The organism is Methylobacterium sp. Gmos1 (assembly GCF_053764715.1).
The window spans coordinates 216,379-241,248 of sequence record NZ_JBSNCC010000003.1; the positions used below are offsets into that span (position 1 = coordinate 216,379).

A 24,870-nucleotide genomic window follows, 5' to 3' on the forward strand; every position below is an offset into this window, starting at 1 on the left:
GCAGCGTCGTCGCGTGCGCGTGTTCTTCCAGGCGCTAGAGCCAGAGGTCGGCGAGGTCGCTCAGCAGACCAAGGGGCATGCGAACAACTGACCCAAAGCGGCTCCTCGCAAACTATGTCAGGAATGTCCGGTCGCGAGGATTTTCCAGACATTTGATTTCATGACAGGCTCCTTGACATTCGCTGCGTCGCCGGGCTCTGGCGTCAAGTGCGTCACCGCCGAAGGCTCTTCTGGCTGTCAGGAACAGGTCGTTTTTCTTACATGCCAGTTCATGTGATGGAATGACCGCTGGGGCATGAGCCGCGCGAAGGCGCGCCATTCCCCTAGCTGTTCACGCGCTCGCCATGCTCCTACCAAAGCCATCGAGCAGTTGACGGAGCGGGCATGCAGCGCATCACGATCACCATTGACGACGAGCTGCTGGCGGCGATGGATCGTCTGTGTACCGAACGCGGCTATGGTAGCCGCTCGGAGGCCGTGCGTGACCTCGTCCGCGATGCGGTCGCCCCATCCCAGGGCGATCAGGCGGGCGCTGCGTCCTACTACGGGACGCTGAGCTACGTCTACAATCATGGCACCCGCGACCTGGCACGCCGTCTCACCGATGAAGGACACCACCACGGGGTGTCTATCGCCAGCATGCATGTGCATCTGACCAGGGACGATTGCCTGGAAGTTGCGGTGCTGCATGGATCTGTGCCGGCCATGCAGGCTTACGCCGATCGCATCATCACCCAGCGGGGTGTGCGCTACGGCCACCTGCACCTCATTCCCGAGAACAGCGCCGAACCGGCCAACCACCCGCACCCGCACGGTGACAACGCTGGCCACTGAGGACCGCCGGCCACAGCCGGCGGTGTGAACTTTGCGTAGATTTCTCATACGCGGGACGTGCGAGGGGCACGCCTCGATGCCGCTTCTGGAACGCCGTTGGCCCGCTCTACCTTGTCATCTGCCCACAGGGTGCGTCGATACAGCCTGCTCAGCTCCGCCAGCGTCCTGCTGGTCGCCTCCCACGCCTGGGCCGCGCCGGCGATGACCGAGACCGCAGATACCATCGCGCTCTCCGAGATCACGGTCGCACCGGAAGCACCGGCCGCCACGTCATCGGGCACACCTAACGCCAGCGCCGGCTATGTCGGCGGCGTCACCGGCATCGGCGGCGCGCTTCGACCGTTTGATGCTGCAAGTGCCGGCATCATCACGGGGGCGCAGATCAACAGCCGCCCGGTGACCCGACCCGGCGAGGTGCTGGAGGAAGTGCCGGGCCTCATCATCACGCAGCACTCGGGTGAGGGCAAAGCCAACCAGTACTTCCTGCGTGGCTTCAACCTCGACCACGGCACCGACATCGCCATCAACGTCGACGGCATGCCGGTGAACATGCGCACCCATGCCCACGGCCAGGGCTACGCCGATCTCAACTTCCTGATCCCCGAGCTCGTCGGCGCGGTCGAGTTCCACAAGGGCCCGTACTTCGTGCGCGACGGTGACTTCGCCTCGGCCGGCTCGGTGCGGATCGACTATCTCGACAAGCTCAACCGCAACATCGCGCTGACGACGTTGGGCAGCTTCGGTCTTAAGCGAGCCCTCTCGGCCGCGTCGGCACCGCTCGGCGCGGGCAACCTGCTCATGGCGGGCGAGGCGCAGACCTATGACGGCCCGTGGGTGGTGCCTGATACCCTCCGCAAGTTCAACGGCGTGGTGCGCTACAGCCAGGGTACGCCGCTCGACGGCTTTGCGGTCACCGGCATGGCCTACTGGGCCAAGTGGAATGCCACCAATCAGATTCCCGAGCGGGCGGTGGCGGAGGGGATCATCGGTCGCTACGGCACCCTCGACCCGAGCGATGGCGGCGATACCGGGCGCTTCTCGCTGTCGGGGCGCTGGAGCCAGTCGGATGACAGCGGCATCACGCGGGCCTCGGCCTACGTGATCCGATACCAGATGAACCTCTGGAACAACTTCACGTATTTCCTAAACGATCCGGTCAACGGCGACCAATTCCGCCAGCGCGACAGCCGCGTGCTCGGCGGCGGTGAAATCTCGCGCGTGTTCCAGGGCGACCTGTTCGGGCTCGCCATAGAGAACGAGTTCGGCGTGCAGACCCGCACCGACGACATCCGGGTCGGCCTGTTCAACACGACGGCGCGGCAGTACCGCTCGACGGTGCTGGACGACCGGGTGCTGGAGGCCAGCGCGGCGTTCTACTACGAGAACCGGGTGCGCTGGACCGATTGGCTGCGCACCAGCGTCGGCTTCCGGGCCGACGGCTACTATGCCGATGTCCGCTCCGACACCCCGGCGAATTCGGGCCGCGCCCGCGACGGCATCGTCAATCCGAAGCTCGGGGCGGTGCTCGGGCCGTGGCTAGATACCGAGCTGTACGTGAACTACGGCGGCGGCTTCCATTCGAACGATGCTCGCGGCGTCACGGCCACCGTCGATCCGGTCAGTCCGCTCTTCAACGTGTCCCGCTCGCCGTTCCTGGTTCCCTCGACCGGCTACGAAGTCGGCATCCGCAACCGCTCGATCACAGGGCTGGAAACCTCCCTGGCGCTGTTCCGGCTCGATTTCGAGTCCGAGAACCTGTTCCAGGGCGACACCGGCACCACCGAGCCGAGCCGGCCGACACGGCGGTTCGGTATCGAGTGGAGCAACCATTACGCCGTCACGCCCTGGCTGGCTCTGGAGGGCGACCTGACGATCACCAACGCCCGCTTCGCCGACCACGACCCGGTCGGCCGGCGGGTGCCCGAGGCGCCGACCACGATCGCGTCGGCGGGCATCACGTTCGGCGAAGGCCAGGGCTGGTTCGGCTCACTGCGCTTCCGCTATTTTGGGCCGCGCCCTCTAATCGAGGACAACTCGGTGCGCTCGAAGCCGACCGCGCTTCTCAACGGCCGGGTGGGGTACAACTTCGACAACGGGGTCAGCCTCTCCCTCGACGTGCTGAACTTGACCAATGCCAAGGCGGATCAGATCACCTACTTCTACGTGTCACGCCTGCCGGGCGAGGACGCGGGCGGCGTCGCCGACCGCCACTTCCACCCGGTCGAGCCGACAGCCGTGCGGCTGACCCTTGCCGGCCGGTTCTGAGACCCGATTTTCCCACCAGATAAGGATCTTCGCATGCGCACCCTCGCTGTCTCGATCGGATTGCTGACGGTTCTTTGGATCGGCCCTGCCGCAGCGCACGGCTGCCATCACGGCTGGCAGCAGGCCCCCGCGGAGGGCTGGCACAGCCACGGCCTCAAGTGCGATGCCCGCAAGGGCCTCGGCGTGTCGCGCCGCGGCAAGGGTCACGCCCGCCGGGCCGCGTAGCGTCGAGGTTCGAGACGCGAGACCGTGCGGGCATCGGGTTCTCCGATGCCCGTCGGTCGTTTCTAGAGCCGAGCAGCTTCGCCGCTTCGAGAGCCGCTCGACGCGTCGAGCAAACAGTGCAACGGGCCCGGACCGGCACGGTCCCGGGGGTGCTTGGGCCTTAGACTCAAAGCAGATCTCTGCCCCGTCCGAACCCGGGCAGACTGGATGCCGCCGGACGTGCGACGTCGGCTGGCCGCGGCGCTCATGCGTGCATCGCCAGCATCCAGACCGCCATGGCGACCATCATCAGGTTCTCGGTCAACGAGACGAAGCCGAGCGGCACCTTGCTCGATCCGCCGACGCAGGCGCACTTGATCTCGCGCTTGTCGACGTAGACCGCCTTGAACACCGAGACGGCGCCGATCGTGCCGATGAACAGGGCCACCGGGATCGACAGCCAGTTCAGGGCTCCCGCGACCATGAGGATGCCGGCGAGGCCTTCCAGGAACGGATACGCGTAGGCGTAGCGAACCCAGCGTTGTCCGAGCAGGTCATAGCCCAGGAACATCGACGAGAAGCTCTCGACGTCCTGCAGCTTGAGGAGGGCGAGCACGCACATGCTGAAGTCGATAAACCACTCGGCCGCGCGCATCGTGAACGGCGTGCCGGTGACGGCGTAGCTGGCCGCCAGCGCCATCAGCGCCGTCATGGAGAACACCGCGACGACGGGCGTGTAGGTGGTGGCGTTCGGGTCGTTGGCGGCCTTGCCGAAGCGACGGCGCAGGTCGTCGTAGCCCCCGACGCGCTCGCCATTGATGAAGGTCTGGGGCGTCGACTTGACGTCGTGCTCGGCCTTGAAGCGGTCGGTCTCCTCCCGCGTGGTGAGCCAGTGATCCTCGACCGCGAACCCCTGGCGTTCGAGCAGGTCCTTGGCCTTCAGCCCATACGGGCAGAGGTGCTTGTCCATCACCATGCGGTAGAGGACGGCCTTCTGGGCAGTGGCTGGCATGCGTATCTCCTCGAGCAGTCGGTCGATATTGGGGGGAAAGCGGACCGGGATGAGCCCGGCCCGCGCGGTGCCTACCGGCCGTGCCGCTTCAGCCACGCCTCCATGTCGGCGATCTCCTTTTCCTGATCGTCGATGATCGTCTGCGCCATCGCCCGCGTCTCGGGGTCCTTGGCGTGCGTCAGCGCGACCTTCGCCATAGCGACCGCGCCCTTGTGGTGCGGGATCATGTGCGTGCGGAAGTCGACGTCCGGGTCGCCCGTATAGGCGACGTCCATCTCCTTCATCATCGCCGCGTCGGCGGCCTTGAACGCGACGGTAGAGACGGTGTCCTTCGGGTCCGGCTTCGTCTTGCCCATCCCGTGCCCGGGCATGGAGCGATGGTCGTGCGACGCCTGCGCGAGGGCGGGACCGGCGAGGCCGGCCGAGAGGAGGACGATGGCGGCGAAGGTGCAAGGGGAGGTCATGGATCGGTCTCTGTCTCGAATGGGAATCAAATCGAACGGGCCGCCCGGGACGGCCCCGGGTGAGGCCGGGGCGTGCGCGGACTTCGCCTCGGAGGCGGGTCGGCCGCACCCGGGGCGGCGAGAGGCGGGATCGGCAGCCACGGGATCTCCCCGTGCCGGGAGGGCCGGAGGTGCACCGTCGATGCGGGCACAACTCGGGCGTCGCGCGCCTTCAGGCGCGCCTCATCTCACGCGAAGGTTCGGGGAGGCCTCGGCAGGGCTTCGAGTCCGGCGCCGGTGCGAACGGGGACGTCGCGCGGGACCAGCCTGACGGCCCGGAACGGGATCGGCGCCAGGGCGGGCGGGCCGGGCAGAATGCCGGCGACACAGCAGGCCATCGTTCCGCAGCAGCGGACCCGGCAGGGGCCGGGGCAGCAACCATCGTCCCGGATGGGCGCGGCGGCGGTGATCCGGAGCGCGGTCTCCAAGTAGGTCGAAACGTAGGCCGGAGGCTCGGCCCGGGCGACATGCCCGGCAAGAATCGCAGGCGGAACCGCTGCCACCGAGGCGGGCCGCATGTGCGTCGCGGAACCGTTGCCGGCGTGATGCGCGTGTCCCTCATGAGCCTGGGCTGCCGACGGCACGAGGGAGGCAAGGACCACGAGGATCACCGCCGCCATCAGGCGCACGATCGGCCGATCGGGGATCATGAGGCTGGCTCGCACCTGCTCCTGTAGCCGGATCATGCCCGTTCGCGGGGCGTCGCCGTCCATCTGTGATTTTTGGTCGTGGGCTCGGAGTTTCAAGGGCCGGCGAACCTGTCCACCCAACGACCGGCATCGTCGTCGGCACGGTGGTAATCATCGAGATTTGCGAACAAAACCATCGTAACGTTCTGTTTGATCGAATGCTTGCGCATCGGCACGGTGGGGACAGATCCAAGCCACCCCGCGAGACCGTCATGACCGCCGCGACCCTCATCGCATCCACCCTTGCCCCCCTGCGCCGCCTCCTACCCGGCCTCCTCCTATGCCTCGCAGTGACCGGCGCCGCCCTCGCGCTCGAATCGGCCGAGGAGCACCTGTTCGGCCGCGCCTGGCTCGAGGCCCTGGTGCTCGCCATCGTGCTCGGCACGGCCCTGCGCACCGCGTGGAACCCGGGCGCGCGCTTCTTTCCCGGCATCGCCTTCGGGGCCAAGACGGTCCTCGAAGTCGCCGTCGTCCTGCTCGGGGCCTCGCTCAGCCTCGCAACCCTGCTGGCGGCCGGACCCGGCCTTCTCGTCGGCATCGCCGTGGTGGTGATGGCGGCGATCGCGGCGAGTTACGGCATCGGCCGCGCCCTAGGTCTGCACCCCCGGCTCGCGATCCTCGTCGCCTGCGGCAACTCGATCTGCGGCAACTCGGCGATCGCCGCGACCGCCCCGGTGATCGGTGCGGACGGCGAGGACGTCGCCTCCTCCATCGCCTTCACGGCGGTGCTCGGGGTGCTGGTCGTGCTCGGCCTGCCCTTGCTCGTGCCGCTCCTCGGCCTGTCGCCGATGCAGTACGGCGTGCTCGCCGGCCTCACCGTCTACGCCGTGCCGCAAGTGCTCGCCGCGACGGCGCCGGTGGCGGCGCTGAGCGTGCAGGTCGGCACCCTGGTCAAGCTGGTCCGCGTGCTGATGCTCGGCCCGGTGGTGCTGGCGCTCTCCCTCGGCGCGAGCCGACTGCGCGAGGAGACGGACGAGCCGGCCCCGCACGTCACCGCGGGGGAGCGTCCGAAGCCCGGCCGCGTCGCGATCCACCGCCTCGTGCCTTGGTTCATCCTGGCGTTCCTGGCGATGGCCGGCCTGCGCTCGGGCGGTCTGATCCCGCAGGCCGCCCTGCCGCCGATCGCCGCGACCGCCAACGTGCTCACCATCGTGTCGATGGCCGCCCTCGGGCTCGGGGTCGACGTGCGCAGCGTCGCCGGCGCGGGACTGCGGGTCACGCTGGCAGTGGTCGCCTCCCTGCTCGCCCTCACCGCGGTCAGCCTCTGCCTGATCCATATCCTCGGCATCGCCTGACCGCGCGTCCTCGGACGACCGTTCCCCGGCGTGCCGGAGGGAAACGATCTCTCCGGCCGATCGGAACGAGCAGGACTTTCCAATGGAAACCCTTTCTCGTGGAAGATACTTTCCATCACCCAAGGACAGAGCGCGAGACGCTCGGCCCGGACCCGGAGGAACACCCTTGAGCCATTCTGCTATTCCCCGCCGCGCGATGCTTACCGGTCTCGGCCTCGGCGGCCTCGCGGCCGCGGTGCCGGCCTGGGCTGCGGGCACGGTCAAGCTCCCGCTGCCCGGCGGCCCCGACCAGCGCGACTTGACCACAGCCTTCCCCGGCAAGGGGCCGATGATCCTGCAGCGGACGCGCCCGCCGCTCCTGGAGACGCCGTTCGAGGTGTTCGACCAGGGCGTGTTCACCCCCAACGACCGCTTCTACGTGCGCTGGCACTGGGCCTCGATCCCCACCGAGGTCGACGCGAACGCCTACCGGCTGAAGGTGCACGGGCATGTCGACCGGGAGCTGTCGCTGTCGCTCGACGAGCTCGCCCGGCTGCCGCGCTTCGAGATCGCCGCGGTCAACCAGTGCTCGGGCAACTCCCGCGGCCTGTTCGAGCCGCGGGTGCCGGGAGCGCAGTGGGCCAACGGCTCGATGGGCAACGCGCGCTGGACGGGCGTGCGCCTGAAGGACGTGCTCGACCGCGCCGGGGTGAAGGGTGGAGCGGTGCAGGTCCGCTTCAGCGGCCTCGACGAACCGGTCGTGGACGACGCGCCCGACTTCAAGAAGTCGCTCGACCTCGACCATGCCCGCGACGGCGAGGTCATGCTGGCCTACGCGATGAACGGCGAGCAGCTGCCGCTGCTCAACGGCTTTCCGCTGCGCCTGGTGGTGCCGGGTTGGTACTCGACCTACTGGGTCAAGATGCTGTCCGACATCGAGGTGCTGGACAAGCCCGACGACCAGTACTGGATGAAGACCGCCTACCGCATTCCGGACGTGCCGGGGGCAAATATCAAGCCCGGTCAGGCCGGGTTCAAGACGGTGCCGATCAACCGCATGGTCCCGCGCGCCTTCGTCACCAACCTGCGCGACGGCGCACAGGCGACGGCCGGTTCGCCGGTCGCGGTCCGCGGCATCGCCTTCGGGGGCGATTGCGGGGTCAGGACGGTGGAGATCTCCGCCGACGGTGGCGGGACGTGGTCCTTGGGCAAGCTCGGAGCCGACGAGGGCCCCTACAGCTTCCGGCGGTTCGAGGGCGACCTGCCGGCTCTCGCGGCCGGCACCCACGCGATCAAGGTCCGCTGCACCAACACGAATGGGCTGGCCCAGCCGATGGAGCGGGTCTGGAACGGGGCCGGGTTCATGCAGAACGGCGTCGAAACCGTGTCGCTTCACGTCGCCTGAGGGAGAGAGCCATGGTCACATCCCGCACCGCCGCATCCCGTACCGCGTTCCTGCTCGCCGCGTTCGCGCTGGCGTCCGCCCCGACATTCGCCGCCGAGGCGGCCGAGCCGATGCGCTTCACCTCGCAGCAGGTCGAGCTGCCCACCTCCGACCGCTTCTTCCCGGAGGGCCCCGGGGCGGAGGCCGCCAACAACAACTGCCTTGCCTGCCATTCGGCCGGGATGGTGCTGACCCAGCCCAAGTTGTCGAAGGCGCAGTGGACCGAGACCGTCAACAAGATGGTCCACGTCTACAAGGCACCGATCGACGAGGCCGACGTGAAGGCCATCGTCGACTACCTCGCGGCGATGAAGCCGCAGCCCTGACGGTGCCGTGCCCGGCCCGCCGTCGCGACGGCAAAGCCGGGGAAGCACGCCGGGACCGATCCGGTCCCGGCACGTTGTCCCGCGATCCACCAGCCTGGAGACCCGCATGTCGAGCTTGGCCGAGCGCAAGGCGCGTCTGATCGTTCACGGGGAAGCGCCGTACAATGCCGAGCCGCCCCTCGCGCGGCTGCGAGCCTCCTACCGCACCGCGGCCGACGACTTCTACGTGCGCTCGCACGGCGACCTGCCGGAGATCGATGCGGACGGCTACCGCCTCCGCCTCGACGGCGCGATCCCGACGGCTTTGGACCTGTCGCTGGAGAGCTTGCGGTCGCGCTATGCCGAGGCCACCGTGACGGCGACGATGCAGTGCGCGGGCAACCGCCGCGCGGACATGCGGGCGGTGGCGCCGGTCTCCGGCGATCCGTGGGACGGCGGCGCGATCGGCACAGCCGACTGGACCGGTGTCCGCTTGGGCGACGTGCTGCACGAGGCCGGGATCGCCGAGGGTGCGGGCCTGCACGTCGCCTTCGAGAGCCACGACCTCGTCGAGGGCCGGCCCTACGGAGCCTCGATTCCGCTGGCCAAGGCGCTCGCACCCGAGACCCTGCTGGCCTTCGCGATGAACGGCGCGCCGCTGCTGCCGGAGCACGGCTTCCCGCTGCGCGTCGTCGTGCCGGGCTTCGCCGGGGTGCGCAGCCCGAAATGGCTGAAGCGCATCACGGTGCAGGACCACCCGTCGGACAACCCGATCCAGGCCGAGGACTACAAGCTGTTCCCGCCCGACGTGACGGTGGAGACGGCCGACCCCGCCCGGGGTCACACCATCAACACGATGCCGCTGAACGCAGTGATCTGCGAGCCGGCGCGCGGGGCACGGCTGGCGGCCGGGGCGAACACCGTCCGCGGCTACGCGGTATCGGGCGACCGCGCCGTCGTGCGCGTCGACGTCTCCGGCAATGGCGGGCGGACCTGGGCGCAGGCAGCGCTCGAGCATGATGCGCGGGCGCGCTTCGCCTGGACGTTCTGGACGATCGACCTCGATCTCCCCCCGGGCGAGCATGAGCTGGCGGTGCGAGTCTGGGACGAGGCCGGGCAGACCCAGCCTGCGCTGCCGGACGACACCTGGAACTACAAGGGCTACCTCAGCGCCGCGTGGCACCGCGTGCGCGTGACGGTGGAGTGAGCGCCGGAAGGTACTCAGACCTGCCACAGCGTCACGGCCGCAAGGCTCGCGACGGCGGAGAGCAGGAGCGCGATGCCGAGGGTCAGGGCGCGGGGCATCATCTGCATCGGTGCCGACGCGAGGGATCGCCTCACGGCGTGATCGCGCCAGGCCGCTGCACAAAAACAGCCGAATGCGCAGGCAACGAGCGCCAGGGCCATGATCCGCAGCGGCCAGCCGGGCAGCGCCTCCGACAGGAAGCGTTGCGCGGCCAAACCGACGCTCAGGAACGCGAGCCCGGTTCGCAGCCACGCGGCGTAGGTGCGTTCCGCGGCGAGCACCGTCCGATCTTCTGCCAGCCGCACGCGCGGATCGTCGGGGTCGACGCTGCTCACGGCTCGGCTCCCCGGATCAGGTCGAGCAGGGCGTCCGCGGCCCGGCTGCGAAACCGCTCCTTGTGGCGCAGGACCCGGAAGGTGCGCGCCGGCAGACCGAGAGGCACGGCGACGAGCGTCCCGGTCCGCAAGGAGGGGGCGACCACCGCCTCCGACAGGACGCTCGCGCCGGCCCCTGCCGCGACGGCGGCGAGCACCGCCTCGTTCGAGGGCAGTTCCAGCGCCACGGTGAGCGCGTCGGGCGCGAGGCCGGCGGCCGCGACGGCGGATTCGAGGGCCGAGCGCGTCCCGGATCCGGGCTCGCGCAGCACCCAGGCCGCCGCGGCGAGGTCCGAGGGACCGGGCTGGGAGCAGCCGGCCAGTTCGTGCCCGGGGCGGACCACGAGGACGAGCCGATCCTCCGCGACCGGAAGGCTCGCGAGGCCGTCATCCTCAGCGGCGCCCTCCACGAAGCCGAGCTCCGCCACTCCCGAGCGGACCGCTTCGGCGGCCTGTGCGGTATTGCCGATGCCGAGCCGCAGGACGATGTCCGGATAGGCCGCCCGGAACGCGACGAGGTGGCGGGGCAGCCAATGGCCGGCGATGGTCTGGCTCGCCCGAATGGCGAGGGTGCCGCGGCGCAGGCCGCTCAGGTCGGCGAGCACTTGCTCGGCCGCCTCGGCGCGGGCGAGCACCGCGCGCGCCTCCGCGAGAAACAGGCGGCCGGCCTCGGTCAGCTCGATGCCCCGCCCGACCCGGTGGAACAGCTTGACGGCGTGCCGGCCCTCCAGGGCGGCGATGGCCGCGCTGACCGCCGACTGGACGAGATTGAGCGCCTCGGCGGCCCGGGTGACGTGCTGGCGCTCGGCCACCGCCACGAAGATGCGCAGCTGGTCGAGGGTCACGGCTTGCCGGGCTCGCCGAGAGCCTTGGCGAACAGGTCGCCGATCACCCGGTAGCCCGCATCCGACGGGTGGAGGTCGCGGGCCGGCGTGCAGTACAGCGTCATGTCACAGAGCCGTGCGCGAGCCTCGCCGGTGCGGTTGAAGGCTGGGAAGACGTCAACGAGACCGGCGCCCGCCTCCGTGACCGCTGCAGCGATCGTGTGGTTCAGGGCCTCGACGAAGCGGTCGGTGTCTGGATCGGTGACGGCGAGCCAGTTGTAGTAGGTGCCGACCAGAATACGCGTCTTGGGCGCCGCCGCGCGCAGGGCGGACAGGATGCGCCGCAGGTTGGTCGCTGTGCGCTCCAGGGCGGGCGGTAAGCCAGTTGCGACGCAGTCCTTGAACCCGTGCCCATCCGGGCAGCCGACCTGCACGGCCCTGAGGTCGTTGATGCCGATGTCGAGGGTGATCAGACCGACCGCGCCCGGATGGGCGGCGAGGTAGGCCGTCGCCGCCGAGAGCTGCGCGCCGGCATAGGGCACGTGCAGCGGCAGCGGCGTGGTGCCGAACGGCTTGCCGGTCGTCGCGAAACCGCACGGCCCATCGACGAACGAGGTCGTAGATTCGCCGGGGCATCCGAGGTCGACCAGCGTCAGGTCATGGGCCCGCTCGCGCAGATACGAGGTCAGCACCATGGCGTAGCCGGTGTCGAAGCTCCCAGGCCGGACGGTGCCTGCCGCGATCTGCTCCTTGAGCTTGCCGACCTGCAGGCCGTAGGCGAGGGAGTCGCCCAACGCTAGGTAGGTTTTGCCGGCCGGCTCCGCCCGCGCCGCAGAGCCGAGGAACAGCGCGCAGGCGGCGGCTCCCAGAATCCGCAAGAGCCCGCTCTGCACCAGCCCGCTCTGCGTCCGCCTTTCACGCGCCACACCGTGCCTTACCGTCATGACCGTCTCACGCTTCGCTCTTATGTTCGACGTAGGATGCAGGACCTTCCGGGTCCGGCGTTACTGCAGCCCGCTTCCCCGTCCGCTCGCCTGGGCGTCGACCGCCTCGGCGACCCGCAGCAGCCGCGCTTCGTCCGTGCGCGCGGTCACCACGTAGGCCATCCCGGCGTCGATCCACGAGAAGGCGGCGACGTCACCCTCGCGGGCGTAGCGGAAGACGCCGCGTCCCCCGGCCGCGCCGGCGCGGCTGTAGAGCGTCAGGCGGGTGCCGCGGTCGTCGTCGTACATCAGCATCGCCGCCGGCTCGTCGCCGGCCGGCAGCAGGCGCCCGCCCATCAGGCGGAACCCTTGGGCCTGCAGGTCCGGCACCCTGACCGGCCGGCCGACGCGCCGCGAGAGCCACTGCTCCAGATGCGGCGTCCCGTCGGCGCGGACCTCGACCGGGTGGACGGCCTCGACCACGTAGGTGCGGAAGGCCGAGACCGCCGCCTGCGTCATCGGCTCGACCGGCGCCGCCGCGGGCGGCACCGCCCCGCGCCCGACCCACCCGGCCGCCCCGCCGAGGGCGAGGCACACCATCGCCGCCGCGGCGCCCGGCAGCCAGCGGATGCTTCGGGCGGGACGCGGGCGCGCCAGATGAGCGACCCGCAGCCGGGCCGGGATCGGCTCGTCAGCGATCGGGGCGAGGCGAGCCCGCAGGCGGGCGCGGACCTGCCCATCGGCGGCGACCCGGGCCGCCGCCTCCGGGTGCTCGGCGAGCCAGGCCTCGACGGTGGCGCGGCGGCCGGGCTCGAGCCGGCCGTCCACGAAGGCGTGCAGGTCGTCCTCGCCGACGGGCCGGGGGTCGGACGCGGTCATTTCACCCTCCGCAGGTGTCCGGTGACGACGGTCGGTGCGAGGTCCAGGAAGGCGCGCATCCGGCCCCGCGCCCGGCTCAGGCGCGACATCACCGTGCCGACCGGCACGGCGAGCACCGCGGCGGCCTCGGCATAGGACATGTCCTCGACCGCGACGAGGAGCAGGACCGAGCGTTGATCCTCGGGCAGGCCGGCGAGCCCGTCGAGCACGTCCCGGACGCCGAGGGCGGCCTCGGGATCGGCGGAGGCGTCCGCGACGTCGTCGAGCAGCTCCGGGCCGACCTCGACGCCGCGGCGGCCGCGCACACCTTCGAGGTAGCGGTTGCGCAGGATCGCGAACAGCCAGGCGCGCAGGTCGCCGTCCCGGCGGCGCTGCGGCCAGGCCCGGATCGCGCGTTCGAGGGCGTCCTGGACGAGGTCGTCGGCCGCCTCGCGCTCGCGCAGGAGCGCGACGGCGTAGCGCCGCAGCGCCGGGATCTGCGGCTCGATCAGGGCGGCGAGGTCGTCCAAGGCGTTCTCCACAATGGCGCTCTTCGGAGCAGGCGGTGGCGGATGGATGCCGCGGCTTGCAACGACAGATGCCGGATGAGGCCACGGTATTCCCCCGGCCGGTCAAAAAATCGCATCACGCGACCGTGATCGGCGCGTCCCACGCGGTGGGGGAATATCCGCCGCTCCCCGGCATCTCTCCCGGCGTGACCTTTGAGAACCGGGAGAGACGATGCGCGGCGCACCGACGGCGATCCTGATCGCCACCCTGATGGCCGGCGGCCTGGCGGGCGGCGGCATGATGATGATGCGGACCGGGCACGCCGAGAGCGCGCCGGACGGCTTCGACGCGCTGATGGCCCAGTCGATGACCCGGATGCACGCCGACATGGCCGTGCCGCCCTCCGGCGATCCGGACCGGGACTTCGCCGCCATGATGATCCCGCACCACCAGGGCGCGATCGATATGGCGAAGGCCGAACTCGCCTATGGGCGCGACCCCGTCCTGCGCCGGCTCGCGCAGGGCATCATCGTCGAGCAGGCCCAGGAGATCGAGGTCATGCGGCGCGCGCTCGCCGAGCGCCCGCCCGCCGTTCCCGCCACGCCGAAGGCTCCGGCCCCGCACCATCACTGAGCCGGCCGGCCCACACACACAGCGAGACGACATCCGATGCGACACCTCATCCCGGCGGCCCTCGTGCTCGCCCTTCTCGGCGGAACCGCGCTCGCGGGCCAGGCGCCGGGCCCCGCCTCGGCACCCGACGTGCCGGTCGGGCCCCGCGACCGCTTCTATACCTCGGACCAGTTCTCCAATACGGTCTCGGTGATCGACCCCGCCGCCAACACGCTCCTCGGCGTCATCCGCCTCGGCGACACCACGCCCGCGAACCTGAGCCCGCTCTATCGCGGCCAGCTCCTCGTCCACGGCATGGGTTTCTCGCCCGACCGCAAGACCCTGCTCGCCGTCTCGATCGGCTCGAACTCGGTCAGCTTCATCGACACCGCCACGAATACCGTGCGGCACACGACCTATGTCGGCCGCTCGCCGCACGAGGCGTTCTTCACGCCGGACGGGCGCGAGGTCTGGGTCAGCGTGCGCGGCGAGGATTACGTGGCGATCCTCGACGCCGCGACGGGCAAGGAGACGGGCCGCATCACGGTGCCGAACGGCCCCGGCATGACGATCTTCTCGCCCGACGGCCGGTACGGCTACGTCTGTTCCAGCTTCAGCCCCGAGACGGTCGCGATCGAGGTCAAGAGCCGGCAGATCGTCGGGCGGATCAAGCAGGAGAGCCCGTTCTGCCCCGACATCGCGGCGACGCCCGATGGCCGCCAGGTCTGGTTCACCCTGAAGGATGTCGGCCGGGTCCAGGTCTTCGAGGCTGCGCCGCCGTTCAAGGCACTCAAGACCATCGAGACGGGGCCGATCACCAACCACGTCAACATCGCCCGCACCAGGGCCGGCCAGTTCGCCTACGTGACGGTCGGCGGACTCAACCAGGTCAAGGTATTCCGCACCGATGACTTCTCGCAGGTCGCAACGATCCCGACCGGCGCGCTCCCGCACGGCCTCTGGCCCTCGGGCGACGGGTCGCGGGTCTATGTCGGCCTTGAGAATGCCGATGCGGTCGCGGTGATCGACACCGGCACCAACGCCGTCACCGCGACGATTCCGATCGGCCAGGGCCCGCAGGGCGTGGCCTACCTGCCCGAGGCGGTCCCGGAGGGCGCGGGTGCCCCGAACCTGCAGCCCCTCGGCGCGGCCGGCCAGTCGAGCCGGCTGACCCTCGACGGGCCGGACGGCAAGCCGGCGACGCAGGTGACGTTGTTCGACCAGGGCGTGCTGCAGACGCTGCAGGCCGCGGTCACCGGGCTGACGCCGAAGAGACCCTACCTGCTCGCTCTCTCCGCCGATCCGAAGGGCGCCGGGCCGCTGGAGCCGCTCGCCGCCTTCATGACGAACCCTGCGGGCGCCGCCATCGTCAACGCGGTCGGACCGATCCGCCAGGTGACACAGAACCCGAACGCGGCGGCGCGACGCATCCTCGTGATCGTCGAGGGCAAGCCCGGCGAGACCGGCGCGACGGTCCAGGTCCAGGCCGCGCAGTAACGGTGCCGAGGGGGCGGTCGCCGGATCGCCCCCTTCCGTCTCGGGAGGTCCATCCTCACGCCCGGTAGGCGACCAGCACGGCGCCGGCGGCGATGAGCGCGATGCCGAGCCAGTTCGGGGCGGCCAGCCGCTCGCCCAGGAACAGCCCAAAATATACCCCCTAATATGCTCGGGCACCTGCTAAGCAATCACGGCCCTCTGAAGTCCGCTGTCGGACGGCGAGCGACCATTCGAACAGCCAGTGGCGAAGGTCTGGAAATGGCGCATTGCGGCCAGCACGCATCTCCTGCTTGATGAGAGATACATCAAAGAAGGCCGCTTCTGGGTGGGTGTGAGCTACAGGTCGTTGGGTGCGGCCGAGGCGGCATGTTGGCAGAAGTCGCGTGGTCAGACGTGCCAAGTTTCAGGCACTTGGCAGGGCCGGGATCGGCGCGATTTCGTCGATGTGCCGCCTCGGGTGGTCGCGGTACTTCGCGTACCGCTCCCGGCTGGCTCACGCTGTTGATTGCGCGCGTTCCGCGATGCACCGAAGCCAGGTGTCGACGAGGCTTGTGAGCGTGTCGGTTAGGTCGGATGGCCACCAGGGTTCATGAACGAGGTGAAGGGACATGCCGATGCGGGTTGCGGTGGATCGCCCTGGATGAAGGAGCGGCGTCAGAGCCACGGTCAGCGCAAAGGCGGGAGTTCGAGTCTCTCCGTGAATGCGTCCGTCATGCTCCGTCGCGACTGTTAATTCCCAGTGTGATCGGCGTTGCGCTCGCAGAGGTCGACGTTCGCTGATGCCTGTTTCTTGGCAGCAGAAGGTGATCGCGCCTCGACCTTGGATGCCGATGTTGAGGTCGATTGCGATTGCGATTGCGATTGGGCTTGGGCTCGCGCCCTCCGGTGTGCGCGTAGACAGAAATGCGGCCCCGAGCGCGTGTGCGAGCGCGTGCGGTGTGACGTCGACTCGGCGGCATGTGGTGAGTGAGGTGACGAAGGGGGTGGGATCGGGATGGTGCGTGAACATCGTGTGGCGCCCGGTGGGTGGGACGCCGCACCAGTGCTGCGAGGCGAGCGCGTATGGGTGCCAGAGAAGTGGCGCCTGCTGTTGGCAGGCACGGAGGTGCGGACCAGATAAGTAGCGCCTGCCGCCGACGCTGGTGCGGCGCTGTCGGTCGACGGCGATTTTATAGACTATGGTAGCGCAGTTAGATACAGTGTGCCTTCGCATCACTTGCACGAAGCCATCAGGGGTTGGATTTGCTTGTTTATCCCGTGGCGGCTGTGTAAACCGTGCCGGTGTCCTGGAAGCGAGATCGGGGTGAATGGGTGCAGTACACCCTGTCGCAAACGTAGCGTTTGCTTGAAGCGCGCTGCACCGGTCTGTTGCGCGGGAGACGAGTGGTCGCTTGGTCATCCTGTGATCAGGATGGGCGATCGCAAGTAGTGTTTGTATTGGGTGGCGTAGGCAGTTCTTTCGACGAAGTGTCGCCGACGAGAAGGCGCTTCATCCCCGCATGAGGGGATCCCGGAAACGGCGTGCGCTTCCGGAATTGTTCTTGCTAGCTAATCTGCAGCCGCTGAGTTGGGGTCGTTGCCTTACTCAGAGTGCTACTGCGCTCGATGAGCCGTGTGAGGCGTTCTGTGGCTTCGAGCCAGAAGGTATGCAGATCGATCCGGCTGGTATATCGCCATAGAGTGGCGTTGTGGTATTGGAGCGTAAGCTTGTAGTCGGTGGAGACTACCGTGTCATCCCGCTCTTGCTTTTGGAGTTCCACCTGTAGGAAGACCGGGTGCTCATCCATCATGCCCGGCACGGCGGATGTGTAGAATGCAATCTCCATACGGCTGTATGGGAACCACGTCTGGCAGTCTAAGACGTGCTCTACGCAGCTCTCGCTGTCCGCATGGCTTTTGGTGTACCAGACCATCCGGTCTTCGGATTCGAGGTAGCAGGAGACGAGATCTTGGTCCGGTGGGACGATCCAGCGCTTGAGCTGCTCCGGGTCGGTCCAGGCACGACAGATCTCGTTCCTGTATGCGACAATGGTTCGCTCGATTGTGAACGAGATCCGGGGCTCGACGGTTCTGTACCCGTCTTCTTTGAACGGAGGTAATGGTGGTGGTGCGTCGGTCATAGGTGCCCCTTAGACTATGTAGCCTTGATGTTGCAGACGAGGCCCATTCTAGGATCGCCTTGCGCCCCAGGTATGTTTATCTTGTCTGCTTGCTGAATATAGTCGTCGGGGATGTGTGCTATCATGCGGGGACGGCTAATTTTGCCGCCGACCTTCGTAGCGTTGTAAATCGCCCTTCTGTGCAGCTAGATTTAGTAGCTAGTCTTATCAGGGGTGGTGCCGATCGGCGCAGTGGATGTTTGTGCTTGTGCGTAAGTCGCTCGGACGAAGTGCGGGGCGGGCCTGCACAGTGGTGCGCGATGGTCGGGGCGATGAAGTGTTGGTGTCAGCACTCGTGCGCGGATCGGGTGCCGCGGGCGCAAGCCGTTCTGGGGCCGGCGCACGGATGGTATGCCAGCCCCAGTCGATGGTCGGGTGAGTTCAGACTGCGCGTGAGACGGGCAGCCCTGGGGGATGGCTCGGGCGCCGGCGTGGCGCCCGAGTCGGCATGCGCCGCAACGCCGAGGCGTCGGTTATGGGTGACACGGTGGCCTCAGCAGGTGTGCTTGCTGCGGCGAGGTCGAGTTCGCCGTCGACGAGCCACCAGTCGGTGTACCGGCGATGGAGCGCGCGGGCATGGTCGGGGAGGCCGGCGGTCGCTATGGCCGCGAATGCGTGCTCGAGCGTCGTGGGCACGAACGGTATTGCGCCCGTCTGTGGGTCCGTGAGGTGGCGCCGGTAGGTCGCCGCCGCGGCGTGTGCGGACTGGTTGTGGGTGGGGGCGATGAAGGCCAGGGTCGCTGTGTCGGCGAGTCCGGCTGTGAGCATCGCGCTCGCGAGGCAGTGCTGGCGGTAGAACTGCTGACAGGTGGCGCTCGTCAGGGTCGGGTTGTCCGGGTCCACGAACAGGCCCGGGGTGGCGTGCGCGATCTGTGTGTGCCGCGGGTGGGGTGGGGGCGCGGGCTCGTGGCCGGCCTCGCTGTACTTGATCTCGATGCAGATCAGGCCGCGTGCGCCGGTCGCGTCCCGGCCGCGCAAGACGATGTCGTAGGCGGTGCGGTCGGCCGTGAAGCGCTGGTCGCCGCGGCCCGGGCTGTGCTCGAACAGCACGTCCGTGACCTCCGTCAGCGTCCCCGGCAGGAACTCCGCGACGAAGCGGGTGGCCAGTGCGGGGTCGCGGGCGAGCAGGCCGAACAGGTTGAAGGCCAGCGGCTGGGAGGACAGCAGGTTCGTCTTGAGGCGGTCGATGTCGTAGGCCGCGCCCGGCTCACGATAGGCGAGCGCGCGCGTGACCACCGGGACGATGTCTGGATGAAGGAAGTTGGCGCCGAGCGCGCCGGCCGCGGTCGAGATGCGTGAGCCGAGGCGCCGGGGGCGGTGCGGCTCGCGGCGATTGACGTGGGTGCCCATTGCGAGGCCGCGGTCCTCGCGCCAGAGTGCCTGCATGAAGCGGGCGGCGGCCTTGAAGCGGTGGTCGGCGGGGACGAAGACGCTGTGTCGGCGGCGGGCGGCCTCGGGGATGAGAGGTACGCGGTCGATGGGGCCGAGGCCGGAGGGGTCAAGTACGGCGCGGGCGGCCGCTGCGAGGGTGTCGGGGTCGGCGGCGGAAGGCAGGTGTGCAGTGATGTCCATCGGGTGAATCCTGGGTCAGGGCCGCGGGGGGCGGCTAGACCGGGATTCCCGGAAGGGGGCAGCGGGATGAACGACGAAGGGGACGGCGCGGCGTTGTCGGGAGCCACGCCGGCAGTGCGCATAGGCGTGGTTGCGCTGGTGCTTCGGCGTGGTCACCAGTCGAGGTGCTGGTCCGCCAGGGGGCGGTCGCAGCCGTCGTCGTCCATGTCGGTGGCGGTACGGCTGGCATGCCGGCGGGTGTCGGTGTAGGGGTGGTAGGCGCAGGTAGTGCACCACTGCCGCCACTCGGCCGGCTGCGTGCGCCTCGTCCCTGGTCTGGCTGATGTTTTCCCGAAGATAGCGGGTCCGACGGCCGAGTCGTACTCGGTCTCGTGCGTCAAAGCGCCGTCATATGAATATCGCTTCTAGGATACGCCATGAGCTGGCGTTGGGTTGGTCGGTGCTGAACCACTACACCTGACCCATCTACGAACCTCAGAACGTCTGCTTGCGGGCAGGCTGACTGAGCTAGGTCGGCCGACCTGGCCGTAACCCGCTCGACTGCTTTCGCACGGTCGTCGCGGATGAGCGAACACCCCGCGTCGACCTTGGCGGGCTGTGCATTTCGCTGAGCCGGCGTCACGCTGAGAGGAGCAGGGCCGCAGCTCCACCCGAGCGCTTCTCGTGACCGCGGCCGTCTCTCGCCTGGCTGCTGCCGAGCATCAGACGGCGTCGTTGATCCCGTCCTCGATTTTCGTCAACCGAGTTCCGCGGCCATTGCCTCTATTTGCAAACGCTCGAACCCGGAAACGTCGTTAAGCGTGGGTGCCTCGACGACCGTCTCGCGGCCGGACAAGGCCGGAAAAGGGGTTTCCTTCCACTTCACGCGGTCGAGGAAACGCTTGAGGACGTAGGGCTTGGCTATCGTCTCCTCGAACTTGGCCGCCGCGGACCCCTCGCCGTTGTAGAAGGAGATCGTCTGTTGCACGGATTTGCCAGTCGCGGGCACCATGGCCAGACCGGTCACGACCTCGTCACCGGAGAGGTACGTCCGCAGGAACTCGGCCTCCACGATCCAAACGTCGTCGACTTTGGTGGAGAACCCGTAGCCCTGCGCCGTCACGACAAGGGGGAGCAGCCTGAGCGTCTTGGCGGCATCGAGGTCGATGCCAAGCGCCGACGCCACGACATCCGGCCTGGCTCGCAGCGCCTCCATCTTTCGTTTGGCCTGTTCGGCCGCCTTTCGGAGTTTTTCGTCGTACCGCTCGCGCTCGTGCACGTCGACGGGCATCAGGAAGAATTTAATTTCCGCCACGAGGCACAAGCCGCCGAACGAGACGAGCAGGTCCACCTGTTCTGGAAAATCTTTCGACTTCTTGATTTCGCGCTGCGCGCAGGCCGCGGTCCTCATGAGCGCGTTCCGCCCGATCGCGTCGATAATGCGGCCACGGTACAACTCCTCGTACCGGTCACCTCGATTCGCGACGGGGTTGCTGTCGTCGATCCCCCCTTTCTCGAGCCAGGCCTCGGCGCGCCTCGCCGGATTACTGGTCGCGAGGACGGACAGGGGCAGGACGATCTCGTCGGTACCGGGCACTACGACCAGCGGCGCCGCCCAGAGTCCCCGGTTCCCCTTCGCCTTGGCGGTGCCGCCCGTCTGCGGCTGAAACGTCAGAAAAAGGATGATGGCCTCAGCCAGTACCGTTTCGATCTGCAGCGCCTTCTCGATCGCCTCGCACAACGCCGGGCGGTGAACCGTCAGGGCCAGGTCCCGGGCCTGCTGCGCGTCCAGCGACGAAGGCAAGGGCACCGCCTTGGTGAGGAGCTTCGCGATGTCGTAGGCGACATGCCAGGCAAGTAGCAGTCGGGCGACTGTCAGACCTGGGTACGCCGGCATGTCCACGTCGACGAAGTCCGCGAGGTACGAACCCTCCAATGCACCCTTCTCGTACTTGTACGCGGGCATGTTGCGAGATCGGTAGGAAAGTGCGGCGACCTTGAATCTCGGGTGGCGCTTGGTCCGAACGATCTCGACGACTCCTCGCAACCGCGAGAGCGCACGGCGCCGGGCAGGCTGGAGCACGGGCCAGCAGGTGCGGTCGATGTTGGGGAGATTCATAAGGTTCGCCTCCTGCCGCGTCGACCAGGCCTGCACGAGGCTCTCAAGGTCCCTATCTCCGGGCACCCAGCGCGAGGCGCCGGATGCGTCCAGCTTGACGTGCCATCCTGCGTGTCGGGCGTTGTTCCAGAGCGAGTTGATGGCCTTCCTGTAGGTGTAGGCCTGAGTCGCCAAGACGGCGACTGGGGCGAGGTCTCCTTTAGGATCGTCTGCCGCCGGCGCGCCCATGGCGTCGAGCAGCCAGCTCTCGGTGGCATCGGCGCCCATCTGGGTGAACTCGGCGGCCGTGAAGCGCTGCCCTCCGACACCTTTGAGGCGCAAGCTCGCCAGCGTATCGGCGGCGATGACGCCCGCGTCGCGCGCCCGACGCGACGCGTCTACTTGGAGTTCGAGCGCGGTCCGGTACTCGCGGTTGTGGGCGGCGATGGCCAGGATTGTGCCCCACTTGGGTCCGAGTACCGCGACGACCGGGTTGGCGAACTTGGTGCGAGCCGCAGCCGCCTCCTCGGCCACCCATCGGGCGGACTCGTACAGCCGGATGTCTGATGCGCTCTTCGAGGAGGCCGCGTAAGCGGCATCCCAGTCCGCCTGCGAGTACGCGACCGAAGAAGGCGGTTTGAGCCTCGCGGCCGCCTTGGCGAAGCTTGCTTCTGGTGAGCCTGGCATCGTTGCCTTTGTGCGTTGGATGATCGAGGTCCGATGGCCTGGTAAGCGGCCGACGCGTGCCTAAGGTCAAGTGTGGAGCTGATGCCAGCGACCTCGGAGGCGTGGTGGCAGACGGCCTGGGACGCTGACCCAGGCCTAGCGCGGCGGTTCTGGGCAGAGGCGCGGGCGGCGTTGCCAATCGGGGCGGATGCTTCGTTCGATGCCGCGTTCGCGGGATTCGAATGGCGACGGCTGCGCGTCAGCCAGGATCAGCAGGCACCGGAATGGGCGGGCGTGCGCGGCCAGGCACCGCGGCCGGACGAAGCGGCGATCGGATGAAGTGGGCCCGTCGTCGCGCCGATGGTCGTGGAGCGGATGTGCGGTTGATGAGCGCTTTCGGAGGCATTGACCTGTCGGGCCGAGCTGGAGGTCGTTGGCAGCCGTCGAGGCCGCGTGTCGGCAGAACCGACCCGTCGAGCGGTGCCAAGTTCCAAACACTTGGCGTGGTCGGGATCGGCGGAAAACCGGCGATGGTCCGGGTCGGGTGGTCTCGGTGCCGAGATCTGCCGGGTGGAGAGCTTAACAGCGCCAAGCCGTAGGGGCATGGCTGCAGAGGTGCCGGGGGCCAAGGGGGCACTTATCCGCTCACCGGAGGTACGCTGGCGTCCACCGGCAAAGGCGCCCTAGGCCGTAGAGGGGCCTACCAGTCTAACTTGTTTGCCCCCGCCTGGGGTGATTTTCGTTGTGATGTAGTGGTCGCGACGGGCGCGAAACAGCCGTGGATGCGGTCGCCCTAAGCAGCGATGCGAAGCTGGCATGTCGGACGACTGGACGCTCAGCGCTCGCCGCTGTCCGCGGCCTTCGCTCGTTGTAGCTGCCAGATCGGTACGCGGTTCGGGTCGAGCCGGATACGCCGCTCTGTCATGAACCTGCTGAACGAGGACGTCGCCGACAAGACCGCATCGCCGATTGCCAGCCGCAGTCGTTGCTGACCGCTTTCCTCAACGTCGTCTGTCGCGCGTAGAAGACCCCGTACGCAGTAGAGGTCGACCGTGCCGCCCACGATGAGCGCACTGGCGTTCATGGCATGGTCGGGACCCTCGGTGTGGCACCACAGCCAGAGTAGGTGCTCCGCGCTTGCCAGCCTTGCCGGAATGCCGAACCATTGGCGGGTGATCGCCTCAGCCAGCAACTGTGTCTCGACTGTACAGGTGCTGGGTCTCAGTGTCAGGACGATGGGGTGCTCGCACTGCCGCGGGTCCATGTGTGCCGCGAATCGTTCCTGGGTCGCTCGTGTAAGGACCGCGATGCGTTCGTGCTCGTCTGCGTCGAGAGCTACGACGATCTCAATTTCGCGTACGAAGCGGGCCTGCTCATGAAGCGCCAGGGCGATGCGGCCGACTACGGCGTAGGCGAGACCGGCTGCGTCGAGCTGCCTGATGATATCGCGGAAGATCGCTGGTAGCATTCCGGGCGTCGGGTTGCTGAGGTCGTTACCGTCGAACAGTAGTGCCTCGATGTCCCCTGAGCTGCCGGTCATGTGAACTGCCCTCCGCCGCGGGTCCGATAGTGCGCGTCTGAGCGCACTGTGTGACGCTCGCCGGCGAGGCCGAAAAGCCGGAGGATGTTGATGACCGTCTCCGGTCGTTGCAGGTGCCGGTCGGCGTAGAGGGTGAAAAGCGCCGGTTCGCGCATGTAGACCACCCGCCCGCGCGGGAACGCCTCGTACTCGTGATTCACGATAGCCGGCGGCAGGCCACGGCGGCGCAGCGCCGTGGCTCCGAGCTTGCGCCACGCTTCCCAGACCTCGTGGTGCCCGCGCGGGTGGGTGAGGCAGTCGCCGTAGATCTCCGCTTCGGTCATGGGCGTGCGGTCGGTGACCAGCACGGTGCGTCCGCTGTCCGGCACGCCCCAGAAGATGCCAACGCTCGGTAAGGTGGCTCCCGTGTTGTCAGGGTGCTCCAGTCGGCATCCACCTGCTGGTTGCATTGCCTAGCTTCTCCAGCTGTTGAATCGTTAGGGCACGGGCAGTTTACCGAACGTGCGGGCGGATCTCGTCCGCGCTGCAGGTGTCACGGCAGACGATTTTCAGGACCTCGAGCGTCTCCGGCTTGACGACGTAGTCCAGCGTCGCGCCGTCCGCGCGCTTCCAGCGGCCGACGCAGTAGTCGGCGTAGCAGGCGCGGATCTCGGGGTACTTGCGGCAGAAGTCGCGCGCGCAAACCTCGTCCTTCGCGCGCGGGAGGGGCGCCCCCTTCTCACCCAGGAGTTCTTGGCGGCGCTCGTCGTAGTCCGCCGGGTAGGCGTGCCCTTCGTAGAACTCGCCTGTACGCAGCGGGGGCAGGACGTAGTGCGGCGCTGTCGAGTCCGGCGCGCCTGACTTCGCCGCCATCTCGTTCGGGCGCTCGCACAGGACCAGCTTCTCGGTGCGGGGCTCGCCGCCGACGAAGCGCGTCGTGTAGGTCAGCGTCTTCGGGCCGGTGCGGGTCGCCGTCGCCGTCGTCTCGAAGCTCAGCGGACCGTCGCTGCCGAAGTCGCAGACGAGCGCGAGCGCGACGCTCGTGCGGTGCGGGGTCGCGCGCTTGACGCGGCAACTCAGGTTCTCCGATGCGCGGCCGTCCGTGACCTGCTCGTACTCCGTGATGATCGTGACGCGCTGGTCCAGGTGCGGGCAGCCCTTCGTCGAGGCGGCCCAGGTGCCGGCGATCTGCGTCAGTGGGGCGGACATCTCGGGCGCGCGTGCGGCGGCCGGCGGCCCGCCCGCCAGGATCAGGGCGGCCGTCAGCACGGGGGCGGCGTAGTAACGGGGGCGGGGGTGGGGGCGGGCCATGATGCGCGGTCCTGCGTCGTCTGCTGCCGTGCTTGTCTCAGCAGGCAGAGCGGGTTGGGGGAACGAACGATGTCTGAAGGGGCTAAAGCGCGACCACGGCGTGGCACTCGCTCGGCGTCAGCCCTGAGCAACGGATCGCCCGCAACGTGTAGTCCGTGCGGACCGTCGCAAGTTTACGCACGGAGATGTGGT

23 protein-coding genes and 1 pseudogene are annotated in these 24,870 nt (G+C 68.4%); 9 read left to right on the forward strand and 15 right to left on the reverse strand.

Annotated features, from left to right (window positions below):
* Positions 1-384 precede the first annotated feature (384 nt).
* The 3 genes from nikR to ACS5PV_RS07135 all read left to right on the forward strand — a co-directional run bounded on the left by nikR (position 385) and on the right by ACS5PV_RS07135 (position 3,324).
* Entirely contained in the window at positions 385-834 is a 450-nt protein-coding gene (nikR, locus tag ACS5PV_RS07125) for a nickel-responsive transcriptional regulator NikR (RefSeq protein WP_127728850.1), read from the forward strand.
* Between the two features lie 201 nt (positions 835-1,035).
* Positions 1,036-3,099: a TonB-dependent receptor gene (locus ACS5PV_RS07130; RefSeq protein ID WP_279360050.1), complete on the forward strand. Its 2,064-nt coding sequence runs from the start codon at positions 1,036-1,038 to the stop codon at positions 3,097-3,099.
* Positions 3,100-3,132: 33 nt separating this feature from the next.
* Positions 3,133-3,324 carry a hypothetical protein gene (locus ACS5PV_RS07135; RefSeq protein WP_279360053.1) on the forward strand — a complete coding sequence of 64 codons (192 nt, stop codon included), beginning with the start codon at positions 3,133-3,135 and terminating at the stop codon, positions 3,322-3,324.
* Positions 3,325-3,568: 244 nt separating this feature from the next.
* Here the strand turns inward: ACS5PV_RS07135 and ACS5PV_RS07140 are convergent, their stop codons facing one another.
* The 3 genes from ACS5PV_RS07140 to ACS5PV_RS07150 form a co-directional block, all read right to left on the reverse strand.
* The gene (locus ACS5PV_RS07140; protein ID WP_455394645.1) at positions 3,569-4,315 is read right to left on the reverse strand and encodes a glutaredoxin family protein; all 747 of its coding nucleotides are present in this window, start codon (positions 4,313-4,315) and stop codon (positions 3,569-3,571) included.
* A 71-nt stretch (positions 4,316-4,386) separates the two neighbouring features.
* Positions 4,387-4,779 (reverse strand): CopM family metallochaperone, encoded by a 393-nt coding sequence (gene copM / locus ACS5PV_RS07145; protein ID WP_279360057.1) that lies wholly within the window; start codon positions 4,777-4,779, stop codon positions 4,387-4,389.
* Between the two features lie 227 nt (positions 4,780-5,006).
* Entirely contained in the window at positions 5,007-5,531 is a 525-nt protein-coding gene (locus tag ACS5PV_RS07150; RefSeq protein ID WP_279360059.1) for a hypothetical protein, read from the reverse strand.
* Between the two features lie 188 nt (positions 5,532-5,719).
* On the opposite strand from ACS5PV_RS07150, the gene ACS5PV_RS07155 reads away from it, so the two are divergent.
* The 4 genes from ACS5PV_RS07155 (at position 5,720) to ACS5PV_RS07170 (ending at position 9,737) form a co-directional block, all read left to right on the forward strand.
* Entirely contained in the window at positions 5,720-6,802 is a 1,083-nt protein-coding gene (locus ACS5PV_RS07155; RefSeq protein WP_455394646.1) for a YeiH family protein, read from the forward strand.
* Positions 6,803-6,998: 196 nt separating this feature from the next.
* Positions 6,999-8,186, forward strand: coding sequence for a molybdopterin-dependent oxidoreductase (locus tag ACS5PV_RS07160; RefSeq protein WP_455395003.1), 1,188 nt, complete (start codon positions 6,999-7,001; stop codon positions 8,184-8,186).
* A gap of 11 nt (positions 8,187-8,197) precedes the next feature.
* Entirely contained in the window at positions 8,198-8,551 is a 354-nt protein-coding gene (locus ACS5PV_RS07165) for a c-type cytochrome (protein ID WP_455394647.1), read from the forward strand.
* Positions 8,552-8,657: 106 nt separating this feature from the next.
* Positions 8,658-9,737 carry a molybdopterin-dependent oxidoreductase gene (locus ACS5PV_RS07170; protein WP_455394648.1) on the forward strand — a complete coding sequence of 360 codons (1,080 nt, stop codon included), beginning with the start codon at positions 8,658-8,660 and terminating at the stop codon, positions 9,735-9,737.
* 14 nt (positions 9,738-9,751) lie between these two features.
* Here ACS5PV_RS07170 and ACS5PV_RS07175 read toward each other — a convergent pair whose 3' ends face one another.
* The 5 genes from ACS5PV_RS07175 to ACS5PV_RS07195 all read right to left on the reverse strand — a co-directional run bounded on the left by ACS5PV_RS07175 (position 9,752) and on the right by ACS5PV_RS07195 (position 13,285).
* Complete coding sequence (locus ACS5PV_RS07175; RefSeq protein ID WP_455394649.1) at positions 9,752-10,111, reverse strand: YidH family protein; 360 nt, start codon at positions 10,109-10,111, stop codon at positions 9,752-9,754.
* Positions 10,108-10,995 carry a LysR substrate-binding domain-containing protein gene (locus ACS5PV_RS07180; protein ID WP_455394650.1) on the reverse strand — a complete coding sequence of 296 codons (888 nt, stop codon included), beginning with the start codon at positions 10,993-10,995 and terminating at the stop codon, positions 10,108-10,110. Before ACS5PV_RS07180 ends, ACS5PV_RS07175 begins: the two co-directional genes overlap by 4 nt.
* Positions 10,992-11,867, reverse strand: coding sequence for an SGNH/GDSL hydrolase family protein (locus ACS5PV_RS07185; RefSeq protein WP_455394651.1), 876 nt, complete (start codon positions 11,865-11,867; stop codon positions 10,992-10,994). Before ACS5PV_RS07185 ends, ACS5PV_RS07180 begins: the two co-directional genes overlap by 4 nt.
* Before the next feature lie 111 nt (positions 11,868-11,978).
* Complete coding sequence (locus ACS5PV_RS07190) at positions 11,979-12,776, reverse strand: anti-sigma factor family protein (RefSeq protein WP_455394652.1); 798 nt, start codon at positions 12,774-12,776, stop codon at positions 11,979-11,981.
* Complete coding sequence (locus ACS5PV_RS07195) at positions 12,773-13,285, reverse strand: sigma-70 family RNA polymerase sigma factor (RefSeq protein ID WP_455394653.1); 513 nt, start codon at positions 13,283-13,285, stop codon at positions 12,773-12,775. Before ACS5PV_RS07195 ends, ACS5PV_RS07190 begins: the two co-directional genes overlap by 4 nt.
* 211 nt (positions 13,286-13,496) lie before the next feature.
* On the opposite strand from ACS5PV_RS07195, the gene copM (ACS5PV_RS07200) reads away from it, so the two are divergent.
* Together copM (ACS5PV_RS07200) and ACS5PV_RS07205 are read left to right on the forward strand one after the other, a co-directional pair.
* A complete protein-coding gene (gene copM / locus ACS5PV_RS07200; protein ID WP_048431829.1) occupies positions 13,497-13,898 on the forward strand; it encodes a CopM family metallochaperone in 402 nt (133 codons plus the stop codon).
* Positions 13,899-13,934: 36 nt separating this feature from the next.
* Positions 13,935-15,374, forward strand: coding sequence for a YncE family protein (locus ACS5PV_RS07205; RefSeq protein WP_455394654.1), 1,440 nt, complete (start codon positions 13,935-13,937; stop codon positions 15,372-15,374).
* A 55-nt stretch (positions 15,375-15,429) separates the two neighbouring features.
* Here ACS5PV_RS07205 and ACS5PV_RS07210 read toward each other — a convergent pair.
* The 7 genes and pseudogenes from ACS5PV_RS07210 to ACS5PV_RS07240 form a co-directional block, all read right to left on the reverse strand.
* Positions 15,430-15,531 (reverse strand): annotated as a pseudogene (locus tag ACS5PV_RS07210) (EamA family transporter); the annotation flags it as partial.
* Positions 15,532-16,918: 1,387 nt separating this feature from the next.
* Entirely contained in the window at positions 16,919-17,494 is a 576-nt protein-coding gene (locus ACS5PV_RS07215) for an SRPBCC family protein (protein ID WP_236988526.1), read from the reverse strand.
* Between the two features lie 420 nt (positions 17,495-17,914).
* Positions 17,915-19,105: a PGN_0703 family putative restriction endonuclease gene (locus ACS5PV_RS07220; protein WP_455394655.1), complete on the reverse strand. Its 1,191-nt coding sequence runs from the start codon at positions 19,103-19,105 to the stop codon at positions 17,915-17,917.
* A gap of 736 nt (positions 19,106-19,841) precedes the next feature.
* Positions 19,842-21,869 (reverse strand): hypothetical protein, encoded by a 2,028-nt coding sequence (locus tag ACS5PV_RS07225; protein ID WP_455394656.1) that lies wholly within the window; start codon positions 21,867-21,869, stop codon positions 19,842-19,844.
* 814 nt (positions 21,870-22,683) lie between these two features.
* The gene (locus ACS5PV_RS07230; protein WP_455394657.1) at positions 22,684-23,388 is read right to left on the reverse strand and encodes a hypothetical protein; all 705 of its coding nucleotides are present in this window, start codon (positions 23,386-23,388) and stop codon (positions 22,684-22,686) included.
* The gene (locus ACS5PV_RS07235; protein WP_455394658.1) at positions 23,385-23,735 is read right to left on the reverse strand and encodes a hypothetical protein; all 351 of its coding nucleotides are present in this window, start codon (positions 23,733-23,735) and stop codon (positions 23,385-23,387) included. The genes ACS5PV_RS07230 and ACS5PV_RS07235 overlap by 4 nt, the downstream gene beginning before the upstream one ends.
* Before the next feature lie 145 nt (positions 23,736-23,880).
* Positions 23,881-24,678 carry a hypothetical protein gene (locus ACS5PV_RS07240; protein WP_455394659.1) on the reverse strand — a complete coding sequence of 266 codons (798 nt, stop codon included), beginning with the start codon at positions 24,676-24,678 and terminating at the stop codon, positions 23,881-23,883.
* Positions 24,679-24,870: the final 192 nt, after the last annotated feature.

Coding starts and splice junctions, on each gene's coding strand:
- ACS5PV_RS07155 (WP_455394646.1), top strand. CDS start 5,720: ATGACCGCCGCGACCCTCATCGCATCCACCCTTGCCCCCCTGCGCCGC.
- ACS5PV_RS07230 (WP_455394657.1), bottom strand. CDS start 23,388: ATGACCGGCAGCTCAGGGGACATCGAGGCACTACTGTTCGACGGTAAC.
- ACS5PV_RS07240 (WP_455394659.1), bottom strand. CDS start 24,678: ATGGCCCGCCCCCACCCCCGCCCCCGTTACTACGCCGCCCCCGTGCTG.
- ACS5PV_RS07225 (WP_455394656.1), bottom strand. CDS start 21,869: ATGCCAGGCTCACCAGAAGCAAGCTTCGCCAAGGCGGCCGCGAGGCTC.
- copM (WP_279360057.1), bottom strand. CDS start 4,779: ATGACCTCCCCTTGCACCTTCGCCGCCATCGTCCTCCTCTCGGCCGGC.
- ACS5PV_RS07215 (WP_236988526.1), bottom strand. CDS start 17,494: ATGACCGACGCACCACCACCATTACCTCCGTTCAAAGAAGACGGGTAC.
- ACS5PV_RS07205 (WP_455394654.1), top strand. CDS start 13,935: ATGCGACACCTCATCCCGGCGGCCCTCGTGCTCGCCCTTCTCGGCGGA.
- copM (WP_048431829.1), top strand. CDS start 13,497: ATGCGCGGCGCACCGACGGCGATCCTGATCGCCACCCTGATGGCCGGC.
- ACS5PV_RS07130 (WP_279360050.1), top strand. CDS start 1,036: ATGACCGAGACCGCAGATACCATCGCGCTCTCCGAGATCACGGTCGCA.
- ACS5PV_RS07160 (WP_455395003.1), top strand. CDS start 6,999: ATGCTTACCGGTCTCGGCCTCGGCGGCCTCGCGGCCGCGGTGCCGGCC.
- ACS5PV_RS07190 (WP_455394652.1), bottom strand. CDS start 12,776: ATGACCGCGTCCGACCCCCGGCCCGTCGGCGAGGACGACCTGCACGCC.
- ACS5PV_RS07135 (WP_279360053.1), top strand. CDS start 3,133: ATGCGCACCCTCGCTGTCTCGATCGGATTGCTGACGGTTCTTTGGATC.
- ACS5PV_RS07220 (WP_455394655.1), bottom strand. CDS start 19,105: ATGGACATCACTGCACACCTGCCTTCCGCCGCCGACCCCGACACCCTC.
- ACS5PV_RS07140 (WP_455394645.1), bottom strand. CDS start 4,315: ATGCCAGCCACTGCCCAGAAGGCCGTCCTCTACCGCATGGTGATGGAC.
- ACS5PV_RS07165 (WP_455394647.1), top strand. CDS start 8,198: ATGGTCACATCCCGCACCGCCGCATCCCGTACCGCGTTCCTGCTCGCC.
- nikR (WP_127728850.1), top strand. CDS start 385: ATGCAGCGCATCACGATCACCATTGACGACGAGCTGCTGGCGGCGATG.
- ACS5PV_RS07170 (WP_455394648.1), top strand. CDS start 8,658: ATGTCGAGCTTGGCCGAGCGCAAGGCGCGTCTGATCGTTCACGGGGAA.
- ACS5PV_RS07150 (WP_279360059.1), bottom strand. CDS start 5,531: ATGGACGGCGACGCCCCGCGAACGGGCATGATCCGGCTACAGGAGCAG.